Annotated in this window: 12 protein-coding genes; 1 reads left to right on the forward strand and 11 read right to left on the reverse strand. The window is 59.3% G+C overall.

The window, feature by feature from the left end:
- Positions 1 to 2: 2 nt before the first annotated feature.
- The 4 genes from HMPREF2526_RS09255 to pgsA all read right to left on the reverse strand — a co-directional run bounded on the left by HMPREF2526_RS09255 (position 3) and on the right by pgsA (position 2,411).
- On the reverse strand, positions 3 to 839 hold the full coding sequence (locus HMPREF2526_RS09255; RefSeq protein ID WP_070516847.1) for a PspA/IM30 family protein: 837 nt from the start codon (positions 837 to 839) through the stop codon (positions 3 to 5).
- Positions 840 to 945: 106 nt separating this feature from the next.
- Positions 946 to 1,293, reverse strand: coding sequence for a helix-turn-helix domain-containing protein (locus HMPREF2526_RS09260; protein WP_049157573.1), 348 nt, complete (start codon positions 1,291 to 1,293; stop codon positions 946 to 948).
- A 45-nt stretch (positions 1,294 to 1,338) separates the two neighbouring features.
- On the reverse strand, positions 1,339 to 1,824 hold the full coding sequence (locus HMPREF2526_RS09265) for a nicotinamide-nucleotide amidohydrolase family protein (protein WP_049157575.1): 486 nt from the start codon (positions 1,822 to 1,824) through the stop codon (positions 1,339 to 1,341).
- A complete protein-coding gene (gene pgsA, locus HMPREF2526_RS09270) occupies positions 1,821 to 2,411 on the reverse strand; it encodes a CDP-diacylglycerol--glycerol-3-phosphate 3-phosphatidyltransferase (RefSeq protein WP_198531099.1) in 591 nt (196 codons plus the stop codon). Before pgsA ends, HMPREF2526_RS09265 begins: the two co-directional genes overlap by 4 nt.
- A 47-nt stretch (positions 2,412 to 2,458) precedes the next feature.
- Here pgsA and HMPREF2526_RS09275 point away from each other — a divergent pair, with 47 nt between their 5' ends.
- Entirely contained in the window at positions 2,459 to 2,749 is a 291-nt protein-coding gene (locus HMPREF2526_RS09275; RefSeq protein WP_010190299.1) for a YciI family protein, read from the forward strand.
- Between the two features lie 17 nt (positions 2,750 to 2,766).
- Here the strand turns inward: HMPREF2526_RS09275 and HMPREF2526_RS09280 are convergent, their stop codons facing one another.
- The 7 genes from HMPREF2526_RS09280 to dapB all read right to left on the reverse strand — a co-directional run bounded on the left by HMPREF2526_RS09280 (position 2,767) and on the right by dapB (position 12,596).
- Positions 2,767 to 3,885, reverse strand: coding sequence for a TerC family protein (locus HMPREF2526_RS09280; protein ID WP_070547118.1), 1,119 nt, complete (start codon positions 3,883 to 3,885; stop codon positions 2,767 to 2,769).
- 179 nt (positions 3,886 to 4,064) lie between these two features.
- The gene (locus HMPREF2526_RS09285; RefSeq protein ID WP_070547121.1) at positions 4,065 to 7,295 is read right to left on the reverse strand and encodes a DNA translocase FtsK 4TM domain-containing protein; all 3,231 of its coding nucleotides are present in this window, start codon (positions 7,293 to 7,295) and stop codon (positions 4,065 to 4,067) included.
- A gap of 77 nt (positions 7,296 to 7,372) precedes the next feature.
- Positions 7,373 to 8,011, reverse strand: a complete 639-nt coding sequence (locus HMPREF2526_RS09290) for a TIGR03085 family metal-binding protein (RefSeq protein ID WP_070516843.1) — start codon at positions 8,009 to 8,011, stop codon at positions 7,373 to 7,375.
- A gap of 43 nt (positions 8,012 to 8,054) precedes the next feature.
- Complete coding sequence (locus HMPREF2526_RS09295; RefSeq protein WP_083295551.1) at positions 8,055 to 10,118, reverse strand: ribonuclease J; 2,064 nt, start codon at positions 10,116 to 10,118, stop codon at positions 8,055 to 8,057.
- 2 nt (positions 10,119 to 10,120) lie between these two features.
- Positions 10,121 to 11,029 (reverse strand): 4-hydroxy-tetrahydrodipicolinate synthase, encoded by a 909-nt coding sequence (gene dapA / locus HMPREF2526_RS09300; protein ID WP_049157584.1) that lies wholly within the window; start codon positions 11,027 to 11,029, stop codon positions 10,121 to 10,123.
- A 71-nt stretch (positions 11,030 to 11,100) separates the two neighbouring features.
- On the reverse strand, positions 11,101 to 11,850 hold the full coding sequence (thyX, locus tag HMPREF2526_RS09305) for an FAD-dependent thymidylate synthase (RefSeq protein WP_070513046.1): 750 nt from the start codon (positions 11,848 to 11,850) through the stop codon (positions 11,101 to 11,103).
- Entirely contained in the window at positions 11,850 to 12,596 is a 747-nt protein-coding gene (dapB, locus tag HMPREF2526_RS09310; protein WP_070513043.1) for a 4-hydroxy-tetrahydrodipicolinate reductase, read from the reverse strand. Before dapB ends, thyX begins: the two co-directional genes overlap by 1 nt.
- Positions 12,597 to 12,918 lie beyond the last annotated feature (322 nt).

Genomic DNA, 12,918 nt, shown 5'->3' on the forward strand with positions numbered 1-12,918 from the left:
CCTTATTCTCCGCGCAACTCGCGTAGGCGAGCCTGGACGGCATCCTCCTGCACGTTCGGCTGACCCTTAGCCTCTGCCGAACCGATTGCCTGCTGGGAGTTTCCCTCCACTGCCTTCGGGTTATTCATCTCCGCGCGGATCTGCTCGAGACGGGAGTGGCCAGCCAGTTGCACGCCAGCCTGCTCGATCTCCTGCATGCGGTTAGACACTGAGTTCTCGGCGAGCTCTGCCTGGCCCAGGGCCTTGGAGTAGCGGCGCTCAATCTTGTCACGCACAGCATCCAGGGAAGGCGAGTTACCGTTTGCGGAGAGCTCGTTCATCGAGTTGAGGGACTCGGAGACCTTCTCCTGCATCTTGGCCTGCTCGAGCTGCGACAGCAGCTTGGAGCGCTCGTTGACCTTCTCACGAAGCGCCATGCCGTTGCGTTCAACGGCCTTCTTGGCCTGCTCCGCCTGCTGTAGAGCCTGATCGTGGAGCTTCTTAGTGTCCTCAACAGACTGCTCAGCGGTAACCAGCTGGGCAGCGAAGGCTTCAGCCGCGTTTTCGTACTCGGTCGCCTTCTGTGCATCGCCTTCGGCACGGGCCTTGTCCGCAAGGCTCAGGGCGTTACGGGTATTCTGCTGCAGCTTTTCAATCTCACTCAAACGACGGTTCAGCTGCATCTCCAGCTGGCGCTGATTACCAATGACCGCAGCGGCCTGCTGTGACAGCTCCTGGTGCTGGCGCTGCGCCTCCTCGATTGCCTGCTCAATCTGAACCTTCGGGTCGGCGTTCTCCTCGATCTTGGAATCAAAGAGAGCCATCAAGTACTTCCAGGCTTTTACGAATGGGTTCGCCATAACAGGAGGTGCCTTTCTCAGCAGTTCGTTGTGTCAATAAGGTGTGTAACAAGAATATTTCCTGCCTGCCTAATAGTAGCGAAGCAGACAGTATTCCGTTGCGGTTCTATAGTTCCGATGCAGCGGGTGCGGTGGATGCGAGCTCCTCATCCATCGACGGCAACGCCATGTAGCCGGCCGCCTCAATGAGGACATCGGAGACGCTGACATCGAGTGCATGGCAGACAGAGGCCAGCAGCTCGGAGGAAACCTCCTTGCGGCCACGCTCCAGCTCCGAAAGATATCCCGGGGAAACACGCGCCACACCGGCGAGTTCGCGGAGGGTCACGCCTTTATCCGCGCGGAAGGCGCGAAGCGTTAATCCGAGGGCCTCACGCAGCAGCGGTTCAGGAGTCCGCGTCGACCGCGCCGGGGACTGGGTGGGTTTATCGAGTAGTGCAACTGAAGTGTTCATCACCCCGTACAACGGCTCAGCAGTCGTACTTGTTCCCACAATCAACTAATTTTCTTCAAGAGTTGATAGGAGAAGACTCAATGCCGCCTCAATGGCAGCGAAACGAATCGCGTTGCGCCCCTCAGCAGGAAGCTCATAAAGGACGCCGCGCTTGGCGACGCCCCCGCCACCCCTCCCGCATAACCCCACGTACACCGTGCCCGCGGGTTTGCCTTCCTGGAGGTCCGGCCCGGCTACACCAGTCAGCCCTACCCCCCAATCTGCACGCGTTTCAACGACCGCCGCCTCAGCCATCTGCGCAGCAGTCGCAGCAGACACCACGCCTTGCTCCTCAAGTTCTTCCACGGTGGTGTTGAGAAAATGAGCCTTGACCTCTGTCGCATACGTCACCAGCCCACCCCGCAGCACCGCCGAGGCTCCCGGGATGCACGCCACAGTCGCAGCGGCTAGACCAGCAGTAAGGGACTCACAGAACGCCACAGTTTCACCGCGTTCGCTGAGCGTGGATACTAGTTGCGCCTCGATGCTCATTGGTTCTCCCTATGGCCATCAATGAGGTACTGGATGCCGGTCAGGACGGTAACGAAGGCGGCGGCCAACATAACGAGGAGGCTCGGAAGGTCCATCCACCCTGGCAGCGGACAAAGATACAACGCCACCGCCACAGTCTGCAACGCTGTCTTGAGCTTTCCGCCTTGGGAAGCCGGCACCACCTTCCCTTGACGCAGCAAGAAGAAGCGCCAAATCGTAATGCCGAATTCGCGAAACAGAATCAGCACGGTGATCCACACCGGCAAAGCCCCGGTGATATTGAGGCACACGAGGGCCGCGGTCATCAGGGCTTTATCCGCGATCGGGTCCGCAATCTTGCCAAAGTTAGTGATGAGTCCCCGCGCGCGTGCAATATCGCCATCCAACTTATCCGTGAGCATCAAGAGCGCGAAGCAGAGGAAAGCCCACCATTCATGGCCGGCGAGCACCAGCCAGGCAAACAGGGGGATAAAGAGGATGCGCAAACTAGTCAGGATGTTGGGCAGGTTCCAATTGGAGACCTCGGGGTTTACATCCGTGGTTCGAGATTGGTTGCGCGCAGCCTGAGAATCATTCACGCTCTTCATCCTACCGTGGCCTCCCTGCCACTCGAGCGAGCACTACCATGGTCGGTATGAAGTATTTCGCAGTTTCCTATGAATACAATCCATCTAACCCGGTTATTGCTGAGGTTCGCCCGAAGCACCGCGAATTCATCGGCGCACTCCACGACAAGGGCCAGATCTGTGGCTCTGGCCCCTACACCGATTCCAAGGGCGGGGCGCTCATCGTCCTGCAATTTGAGGATGAGTCCGTAAAGGTGGCCGATGTCATCGCCCTCATGGACCAGGATCCCTTCTACACCGAAGGCGCTGTTACTGGGCGCGCTTTCCGCGAGTGGAATCCCGTTATTAATTCCTTCTAAATCCCCGCGGCCCGAGTTTAAGGCAGCTCGGACTTGGGAAGTTCGTCCGCCTTGCCGACGAGCTCGCCCTCCTTGTTGCGAACGATCTTGTTGCCATAATCGTCCCAGTCGTAGTGGTTGTGGGAAATCACCACACCACCCTGGGCTTGGTCGCGTTTGTCCTTCCACACCGACAACAACACCGTCACGAAGAGGACGCCAACGATGACCAGCAGCGACACCATGGTCGTAATTTCCGGTACCGCACTGACATTCTCGCCGCCGTTGATGAAGGGCACGTTGTTCTCATGCAAAGCGTGGAAGAGCAACTTGACACCGATGAACAGCAAGATGATACCCAGGCCATAAGGCAGGTAGACCAGGCGGTCCAACAGGCCATCAATGAGGAAGAACATTTGGCGCAGCCCCATGAGAGCGAAGGCATTGGTGGTGAAGACGAGGAAAGGCTCCGAGGTAATGCCGTAGATAGCTGGGATGGAGTCGAAGGCAAACATGACGTCGATCAGCCCGATAGCCGCCAAAGCAACGAAAAGCGGCGTCAGGGCGAATTTGCCCTTCTTCTCACCGGATTCCTCACGGTGGGTGAGCTTGTCGCCGTGGTAGCGCGGGGTTACGTGAACCACCTTGCGCAGCCACTTGACCACCAACATGTCATTGGGATCGGTCTCGGGCGTCCCGTTGATCTCATCGATGAGCAGCTTGACTGCGGTGTAAATTAGGAAGATGGCAAACAGGTAGAAGACATCCGACCATGCCGCGATAATGGCCGCGCCCATCAGGATGAAGACGAGGCGGAAAACCAGCGCTAGGACGATACCGATGAGCAATACCTTCTGCTGATACCTGCGGGGAATCTTGAAGGAGCCCATGATGAGCGAGAACACGAATAGGTTATCCACGCTCAAAGCCTGTTCCGTCACCCAACCGGTGTAGAACTGTGCCGCGTGTTCGCTGTCCCACAGCACCCACACAACTCCGCCAAAGACAACGGCGACGGCCATGTAGAACAGTGTCCACCCACCAGATTCCTTGATGCTGGGCTCGTGGGGTGAGCGGACGTGGCTATAGAAATCGAAAATAAAGAAGCCCACGATCACCGCCATGGTGATGCCCCAGACCCATAGTGGCACATGCATAATGAGTTATCCCTCCGGTCGACACGACAATAAAGACCGGAGGTCTCCCCCGCTAGCAGGCTCTATGCACAGTCCCGCTAGCCGGCGCGACCGGGAACTGTACCGCAGTTGCCGTGTTGACGATCGACGCCGTGGATTGGGGTACTCCCCTCCAAGACTCGTCCTATCCTACACGGAGCTTAGAACGCACCTGTGGAGGGGTTAGCGGAGATTTCTACGGTGCGGGTATCGGCTTCAGCGTCGTCTACCCCGCCGGCACCTTCGGCGTCTTGGACCTCCTTCGGGGCCTCTGCTGGGTCAGCGCCCTTGATCATCCAGATGATAGTGTCGAGCTCCTCCGGCTTGACCAGAACCTCACGTGCCTTGGAGCCTTCGGAAGGCCCGACAACACCGCGCGACTCCATGAGGTCCATGAGTCGACCGGCCTTGGCAAAGCCGATGCGCAGCTTGCGCTGGAGCATCGACGTCGAGCCCAACTGGGAGGTGACCACAAGGTCGACGGCCTCCAAGAGATCGTCCATATCCTTGCCGATCTCCTCGTCGATCTCCTTCTTCGCCTCCGAGGCCTTATCGTCCGTCACGCCTTCCGTGTAGTTCGGCGAGCCCTGTGCCTTCGCGGCGTCGACAACCGCCTGCACCTCCTCGTCGGAGACGAACGCACCCTGCATACGCACCGGGCGGCCGCCCTGCGGGATGAAGAGGCCATCGCCCATACCGATGAGCTTCTCGGCTCCACCCTGATCCAGGATGACTCGAGAGTCCGTAAGCGAGGACGTCGCAAAAGCCAGACGAGAAGGAACGTTGGTCTTAATAAGACCGGTCACAACGTCCACGGACGGGCGCTGCGTTGCCAGCACCAAGTGGATACCGGCCGCACGTGCCTTTTGAGTAATGCGAACGATGGAATCCTCAATTTCCTTCGGCGCCGTCATCATGAGGTCCGCGAGCTCATCCACGACGCACACGATGTACGGGTACGGGCGCATCTCTCGTTGGGAGCCGGCAGGAGCCTGGTATTCGCCACTGCGGACCTTCCGGTTGAAGTCCTCGATCTTGCGCACGCGGGCAGCCTGCATGTCCATGTAGCGCTGCTCCATCTCCTCCACCAGCCACTGCAGGGCCGCCGCAGCCTTCTTCGGCTGCGTGATGATGGGGGTGATGAGGTGCGGGATACCTTCGTACGGGGTGAGCTCCACCATCTTCGGGTCGACGAGGATGAGGCGGACGTCTTCCGGAGTCGCGCGGGTCAACAGCGAGACCAGCATGGAGTTCACGAACGCCGATTTACCCGAACCGGTTGCGCCGGCCACGAGCAGGTGCGGCATCTTCTTCACGGAGAAGGAGGTGTACTCGCCTTCGATATCCTTGCCCAAGCCAATCAGCATGGGGTCATGGTCGGCACGCAGTGCCGGGGAATCCAGGACGTCGCGCAGACGCACCATCTCTCGGTCCGCATTGGGCACCTCAATGCCGACTGCGGACTTGCCTGGAATCGGGGTGAGCAGGCGCAAGTTATCCGTCGCGACGGCGTAGGCCAGGTTGGACTGCAGGTTCGTAATCTTCGAGACCTTGACGCCAGGGCCCAGCTCGATCTCATAGCGCGTGACTGTCGGACCACGGCTAAAACCGGTGACCTGGGCATCGACTTTGAACTCCTCGAAGACCTCGGTGATGGCCTCGATGATGCGATCGTTAGCCTCCGTGCGTACCTTCGCAGGTTTGCCGGCGGTGAGCAGGTCCGTCGTCGGCACATCGTAGCCGCCGCCCAGGGCAGTGTCTTCCGCACCACTCGGGGCTGCGGGTGCTTCTTCGGCTACGCTCTGGGCTTCATCCTCAATCTTGGCACCCGTTCGCGCATCACGTCCGGATCGTTCCTGGAACATGCGCACTGCCTCGGAATGAGCGGCGGAGACCACGTCCTCTCCCGCTGAGCCAGCCGACGCTGCGCTTGCCGACGCCTCGGCAGCCGCCGCTCCCAGTGCTGCACCGGCGGCACCGCCGACGTCCACGCGGGGACGCTTCATCGGTGTTGGCTTGGGCTCTGGCTTTGGTTCGACTTTCTGCTCCGGTTGCGGAGTTGGCTGCGGGGCTGGCTCAGGATCCGGTACGACGGGGAACTCGTCGGTATCATCCGCGCGGCTATCAAAGCTCGGGCGGCCGTGCTGTACGGGCTCCTGGCTTACTGGCTGAGCTGCCGAGTCGAAAGAGACGGTGGCATTGTCATCCAGAATCTGCTTTGGCATCGGCTTCGGTGTCTGCTTCGGGCGCGGTCGCGAAGTGTATGCCGGGCGCACAGGACGCTCACGCCCCTCGGCGATGGCGTCGATGTCATCGCTGACGTAGTCGTAGTCGTCCGCGGGGGCGTCGTCAAGCAGCTCCTGATCTGAACGATTCTTCCTGTCACGCAGGCCGCCGACGAGCGCCGCACATTGCGCGGCCACAAAATCATATGCTTCACGCAGGGTGATGCCCGTGATATTGAGTGCCCCATACACAATGAGCAAGAAAAGCAAAGGCACCGCGACATAACTAGAAAAGGCCGCCACCAGCAGCTCGCCGACTCCAAAGCCGATGGCACCGCCTGCCTCCCCGGCGGCGTTGTTATTCCAGGTCAGCTTCGGAAGACCGGCAAAGATGTGAATGAGGCTCAGCATGCACACGACGATGAGGGCCGTGCCGCCCACCACTCGTGGCTTGAAATGGCCCGCCGGACCGGACAGATCCATCATGAGCGCAATGGCGACGGCGACCAGCGCAACGGGAAGAACATAGGCGCCCGCGCCAATCACATAGCGCACAGCGTTGGTGAGGTACTCACCGATAATGCCGGCCACCTGGAACCACGTCGCGCAAGCAAGGATGATGGCCACGCCGATAAGCACAAGAGCCACCGCATCTGGATTGGAGACGCGGATGCTCTTCTCAGTGTGAGCTGGACGCCCCATGACCGTCGTCGGCATCTCACTGTCGACGTCGCGTGCTCGCGTTACCTTGCTCTTTGCCGGAACAGCGCTATCGGCCTTGTTGCTCTTTTTCTTGTTCTTCGCGCGTCCAGAAATTTCCCCTGGCTCCCTCAACTCGTCGTAATCATCGTAGGCACCCTCGTCATGAGCAGCATCGTAGGCGGAGTCATAGAGGTCGTCATCTCGACTCCCCGCATCTACCGGCTTGAGACCGGCAAGGCCGTGCCCGACCCCTCGCGCCATGCTTCCCACGCCTCGGGCGGTAGCGCCAAAAACGGTTCCCAGTCCTCGGCCAACGGCGCGAAAGGCGCTGCCGGTCCTCTCTTCGGAGGTCTCGGCAGCGCGGGTTGCGGAGGTCAGCGAATAGCTTGTGCGGCCGGACGGCCGCGACCGATTGGCGGTGCGACCTCGGCCGGAGGCGCGAGACGGAGCGTTCTTGACAGACATGCCTGCCACTTTAGTAGCAAACACACCATTAACAACATGCGCCACACGCGTGCACTGAAGATTTTAGACAGTTCAGCCTACAGACTTGACCTAACGACGGCGGATGAATCCCCGTCAATCTCAACGCGAGCCGCCTCGCGGCCGAACGCCCATAGGAGCAACTCGGAAACTGCCCCACGGACCCGCACCACGTTGTCCCCCTTCGCTGCCACACGATGTTTATCCGCCGCGACGAGTGGCGCAAACCCAGCCGGCTCCAGCACTACCGGGAGGCGAGAGTGCGCCAACAGCCTTAACCCGAGAAACTTTAGCGGTGCGAGCAACTCCTTCTGCACCGCTAGCGAGAAATCACGCGGTTCGCTGTGCGCATTGGCCCGGCGTAGGTCTTCGTGGTGCACAAAATGCTCTGCGGTGTTGAGCACTGAATCCACGTAGCGCAGAGGGTTGAGCTTTCCCAATCCCCTACCCCAGTCATCCACCAGTTCCTCAAAATCTCGCGCACGGACTTCCTCCATGATGCTGTCCGCATGGGAAGTCAGCGCTGGAACAAAAGAACTGATGACGACGTCGGGCCGGTTTTCGCGGATCCAGAGGTGCGACACGAGGTCGCGGGCCGTCCACCCTTCGCACAACGTTGGAGCATCGGGACCAAGTTCACGGAATAACGCCACCATCTTGGCGCGTTCTGCTGAGGAAAACGACATGCGCCCCAGCATACCTACCAGAAGCAGGAACGCTGGGGCACTGTCTACCTAGACGTTAGAGCGATTCACGGGAGGCGTGAACTTCATCGTCGTCAGGCATCAGGACATCCGAGTTCGTCGGCACGATGGTCGGCAGAATGACCGGCTCGCGCTTGTACTTGGAATCCATGAGCTTGGATACCTTGCGGCGCAGCTTCTGCACCATGCGGTAGGTATCGTTCTCGCCCTCAGCGGCGAGATCGTTCATCGTGGACTCAACCAACTTGGCAACCTCCGGCACGATGCCGCGGTCATCGTCAGAGAAACCAGTGGTGGATACAGCCGGATGCTCAAGCAGCCGGGACGTGCGGTTATCAATCACACAGGTGATGGAAACGACGCCGCCAGAGCCGAGGTTGGTGCGGTCTGCCAGGGTATCTGCGTCGACGTCACCCATGGAGACGCCATCGACGTAGAGGTTACCCACGGTAATCTGGCCAACAACCTCTGCACGGCCGTTGCGCAGATCAACGACAACGCCGTTCTGTGCCAGAACCACGCGGTCGCGGTCAACGCCAGTGGAGACTGCCAGTTCCTTGTTTGCACGCAGGTGACGCCACTCGCCGTGGACCGGCATAACGTTCTTCGGACGCGCAGCGTTGTACAGGAAGAGCAGCTCGCCGCCGTAGCCGTGGCCGGAGGCGTGAACCTTGGCTTCCTTGTTGGTGATAACTTCAGCACCAATCTGGGAGAGCATGTTCATGACACCGTAAACGGCCTCTTCGTTGCCCGGAATCAGGGACGAGGAGAAGATGATGAGGTCGCCGTCGCGGACGGTGATCTGACGGTGCTCACGGCGTGCCATGCGTGACAACGCAGCCATTGGCTCGCCCTGGGTACCGGTGGTGATGAGCAAGACCTTGTGCGGTGCCATCTTGGCAGCCTCGTCGATCGAGATGATGGTTCCGCGCGGAACCTTCAGGAAGCCCATCTTCTCGGCGATTTCCATGTTGCGCATCATCGAGCGGCCGTTGAAGGCAACCTTGCGGCCAGCATAAACGGCGGCGTCGATAGCTGCCTGTACACGGTACACGTTGGACGCGAAGGTTGCGATGATGACGCGCTGCTTAGCATTGGACACCAGGCGGCGGAAGGTAGCCGGGATATCTCCCTCGGATGCGGAAACGCCCGGGATGTTCGCGTTGGTGGATTCGCAGAGCATCAGGTCGACGCCCTCATCACCGTAGCGAGATAGCGCCGGAAGGTCGGTCGGACGGTTATCCAGCGGGGTCTGGTCCAGCTTGATGTCACCGGTGTGGATGATATTGCCAGCCGGGGTGCCCAGCATGATGCCCAGTGCATCCGGAACGGAGTGGTTAACTGCCCAAAAACGGCAGCGGAACGAACCGTAGTTCACATCCGACTTCTCGTTGACCTCAACGAACTTCGGCTTCTGGCGGTGCTCCTTACACTTCGCCGCAATCAGCGCGATGGTAAAGCGCGATGCCACGATTGGAATATCCGGGCGCAGCTTCAGCAGCCACGGGATAGCACCAATGTGGTCCTCGTGAGCGTGGGTTACAACGAGAGCCTTGACCTTGTGAATCTTCTTCTCGATCGGGCCAAAGTCCGGCAGGATCAGGTCAACGCCAGGCTCACCGGAGGACGGGAAGAGCACGCCACAGTCGATGATGAGCATCTCGTCCTGGTACTCGAAGACGGTCATGTTACGACCGATCTCAGAAATACCGCCCAGGGCATAAATACGCAGCGAATCCTTCTGCTGCTTCGGCGGCTCCGGCAGACGCTTCGTCAGATCCGCGCCCTGCATGGACTTGGGAACGTTGCGGCGGCCACGGTTGTTATTACGGTTGCGATTGTTGTTGCGGCCACCGTTGTTGTGGTTGTTGTTGCCGCCGCGACCGCGACCACGGCCGCCACGGGAACCACGGGAGCGAGAACGGCGGTTGCCGTCCTCAGAATTCGAGTTATTAGACTCGTTCGAATTATTGCCGGATGCAGCCGATTCGTTCGGCGCTTGAAAAACCGGCGAAGCCGCCTCATTCGAGGCGGTCTCAGTCTCCGAAGGCGGACCCGCCTTACGGGTTACCTTGCGGGAGCGATTACGGGATTCAGTCATTCTTAAAGGACTCCAGCCTTTTCCAAATCGTGGCGGAGAGCCTCGATCTCCTCCGCGTCAGCCGCGGTAACTGGGAGACGAGGTTCTCCAACTTCAATACCCTGCAGACGCAGGGCAGCCTTAACAAGAGTTGCTCCTCCGAGGCGGCCTTGCGCCTCGACGAGCGGGGACAAAGTTTTCGCGTTAATCTCTCGTGCACGTGCAATATCGCCTTCATCGAAGGCCACGTAGAGATCAGCCAGGGCGCGCGGAGCGAGGTGACCAATCACGGAAATAACGCCCGAAGCACCGAGGGCCAGCCACGGCAAGTTCAGTCCGTCATCTCCGGAGTACCATGCCAAACCGGTTTCCTGGATAAGCGGTGCGGCTGCTACAAGGTCGCCCTTGGCGTCCTTAACAGCCTTGATGTTCGGCACCTCCGCGAGGCGAAGAAGGGTCTCCGTCTCAATCGGAATGCCCGAGCGGCCAGGGATGTCGTACAGACAAATGGGGAGGTCCACGGCGTCAGCCACAGCAGTAAAGTGCGCGTACACACCAGCCTGGGAAGGCTTGGAGTAATACGGGGTCACGACCAGAAGGCTGTCTGCTCCCGCATCAGCGAAAGCGCGCGCGGCCTCAATACTGGTGGCGGTGTTATTAGTTCCCGCACCAGCGCACAACTTAGCGCGGCCGCCTACCTCTTCCTTTACAGCTGCGAACAGCTCCAGTTTCTCATCCAACGACGTCGTCGGTGATTCGCCCGTGGTCCCAGACAAAATGAGCGAATCAACGCCGTTATCAACCAAATGAGCTGCTAGGCGACGACCAGCGGACACGTCCAAGGCGCCGTCCTGGTCAAATGGAGTGACCATAGCTACGCCTACGCGTCCGAAGGTGTCGACGCCTGCCTGTGCTGTCATACCTGTGCTCATAGGCGTCAAGATTACCTGCTTTCGCCCCTATTGGCCGCATCGGGGTCGTGCGCGAGTCTCCTGCAAAGCCTTTAAGCGTACGGGCTCGAAGCCATTTCGGTGCCGTCAGCCAGGGTGGTGATATGGAAGTCGTCGAAAAGCACCGGCGATTGCTCCCGCAACAGCTTCAAGCACGTGACGGCGAGCTGGCGCATCTCTGTATCGGCTTGTTCAGTCGCCCGCGCGCCAATAAAGTGACGCCACGCGCGATAGTTTCCCGTCACGACGATGCGGGATTCCGTGAGATTAGGTAATACCGCACGCGCTGCTTGTCGAGCCTGTTTCTTGCGCAGCAATGCATTTGGCTCCTCTTCCAACTTGGACTCGAGAGCGTCGAGGAGCTCCTCGTAGACAAACCTCGCTTCGTCGGCCGCCTGGAGGGTCAACCGCGTTAGCTGTTCATCTTCCGCAATGAATTTGGGCAGGACTACCTCCGCCTCCTCGGAATGCACGAAACGTTGCGAGAGCTGCGAGAAGGAGAAATGACGGTGGCGAACCAGCTCATGCGACGCCGACCGCGATAGTCCCCGTATATAGAGCGTCGCCGTAGCATGCTCCAGCAATGCATCGTGGCCTACCTCCAGAATGTGGTGCAGATAGGCCTGATTTGAGGCGGTACGGGGATTCGGCTTGTCGAAGGACTCATAACAGGCGCGTCCGGCAAATTCGACTAGAGCCTCGCTTTCCGACGCCCCCTCATCAACCTCCCAGTCCACTCCTCGCGGCGCATGGAATGCGGTTGCCGCAATGAGCTGGACATCAAGCTCAGAGACCTTTGCCATTACAGCCCCAAGTACTTCTCAAGTCCCACGGTCAAGCCTGGGTGGGATGCGATTTCTCGTACACCCAGCAGAACACCGGGGGTAAAGGAAGAGCGGTCATAGGAATCCTGACGGATGGTCAAGGACTGGCCTTGAGTGCCGAAGATAACTTCTTCATGAGCCACCATTCCCTGCATACGGACTGCGTGGACGTGAACACCATCGACGTCTGCGCCGCGCGCTCCATCGAGAGACTGCTCGGTCTTGTCCGGCATAGCGTCCAAGCCTGCCTCCTGGCGAGCCTTCGCAATACCCTGCGCAGTGTGAACCGCGGTACCGGACGGCGCATCGAGCTTGTTCGGGTGATGGTATTCAACTACCTCGGCACTGTCGAAGAACTTCGCCGCCTGCGCGGCAAACACCATGGTCAGTACAGCTGAAATAGCGAAGTTCGGGGCAATGAGAACGTTGCCGGCGCCCTCTTTCTTAGTCCACTCCTCCACCTTGGCTAGGCGTCCTGCATCGAACCCCGTGGTACCCACAACAGCGTGGATGCCATGTGCGATGCAAAACTCTAGATTGTCCATGACCGATGCCGGCTGGGTGAAGTCGACGGCGACCTCGGCACCCGATTCAACCAGCTTCTCCAACGGGGTCTCGCGGTCGATGGAAGCAACTAGCTCCAAATCCTCTGCCGCATTAACGCCTTCCACGATTGCTTGGCCCACGCGCCCTTTAGCCCCCAAGACGCCTACCTTGATAGTCATTGACAATCCCTTCATACGTGTTCGTGCGGTTAACTGTGCCCAGTCTATCCCTGACACCGGCGAGGTTTCAGACAGGGCTCAAAAGGCTGCCTTTAATACGCATTTTCTTCCTTTCGTTGCGGACACAGGCGACACCACTCAAATCATTCGGTATCGAATGTCCTGGCTAACCCATGGTGACTACCCCCGTTTATAGTGACAACTTGACATGAATTTAGTGCTGGCTATGGCTATGTGGGGTGTGTGGTACTAGAATCATGGTTAGAACACTTCTTCTAACTCATGTTGATCTCGGGGGAGATACCCATGACCACCACCGCTA

Source organism: Corynebacterium sp. HMSC070E08, assembly GCF_001808895.1.
Lineage (GTDB): Bacteria > Actinomycetota > Actinomycetes > Mycobacteriales > Mycobacteriaceae > Corynebacterium > Corynebacterium hiratae.

Bases quoted from the DNA above. Each gene is read 5' to 3' on its own strand.
- HMPREF2526_RS09255 (WP_070516847.1), bottom strand. From the start codon at position 839: ATGGCGAACCCATTCGTAAAAGCCTGGAAGTACTTGATGGCTCTCTTT.
- HMPREF2526_RS09260 (WP_049157573.1), bottom strand. From the start codon at position 1,293: ATGAACACTTCAGTTGCACTACTCGATAAACCCACCCAGTCCCCGGCG.
- HMPREF2526_RS09265 (WP_049157575.1), bottom strand. From the start codon at position 1,824: ATGAGCATCGAGGCGCAACTAGTATCCACGCTCAGCGAACGCGGTGAA.
- pgsA (WP_198531099.1), bottom strand. From the start codon at position 2,411: ATGAAGAGCGTGAATGATTCTCAGGCTGCGCGCAACCAATCTCGAACC.
- HMPREF2526_RS09275 (WP_010190299.1), top strand. From the start codon at position 2,459: ATGAAGTATTTCGCAGTTTCCTATGAATACAATCCATCTAACCCGGTT.
- HMPREF2526_RS09280 (WP_070547118.1), bottom strand. From the start codon at position 3,885: ATGCATGTGCCACTATGGGTCTGGGGCATCACCATGGCGGTGATCGTG.
- HMPREF2526_RS09285 (WP_070547121.1), bottom strand. From the start codon at position 7,295: ATGTCTGTCAAGAACGCTCCGTCTCGCGCCTCCGGCCGAGGTCGCACC.
- HMPREF2526_RS09290 (WP_070516843.1), bottom strand. From the start codon at position 8,011: ATGCTGGGGCGCATGTCGTTTTCCTCAGCAGAACGCGCCAAGATGGTG.
- HMPREF2526_RS09295 (WP_083295551.1), bottom strand. From the start codon at position 10,118: ATGACTGAATCCCGTAATCGCTCCCGCAAGGTAACCCGTAAGGCGGGT.
- dapA (WP_049157584.1), bottom strand. From the start codon at position 11,029: ATGAGCACAGGTATGACAGCACAGGCAGGCGTCGACACCTTCGGACGC.
- thyX (WP_070513046.1), bottom strand. From the start codon at position 11,850: ATGGCAAAGGTCTCTGAGCTTGATGTCCAGCTCATTGCGGCAACCGCA.
- dapB (WP_070513043.1), bottom strand. From the start codon at position 12,596: ATGACTATCAAGGTAGGCGTCTTGGGGGCTAAAGGGCGCGTGGGCCAA.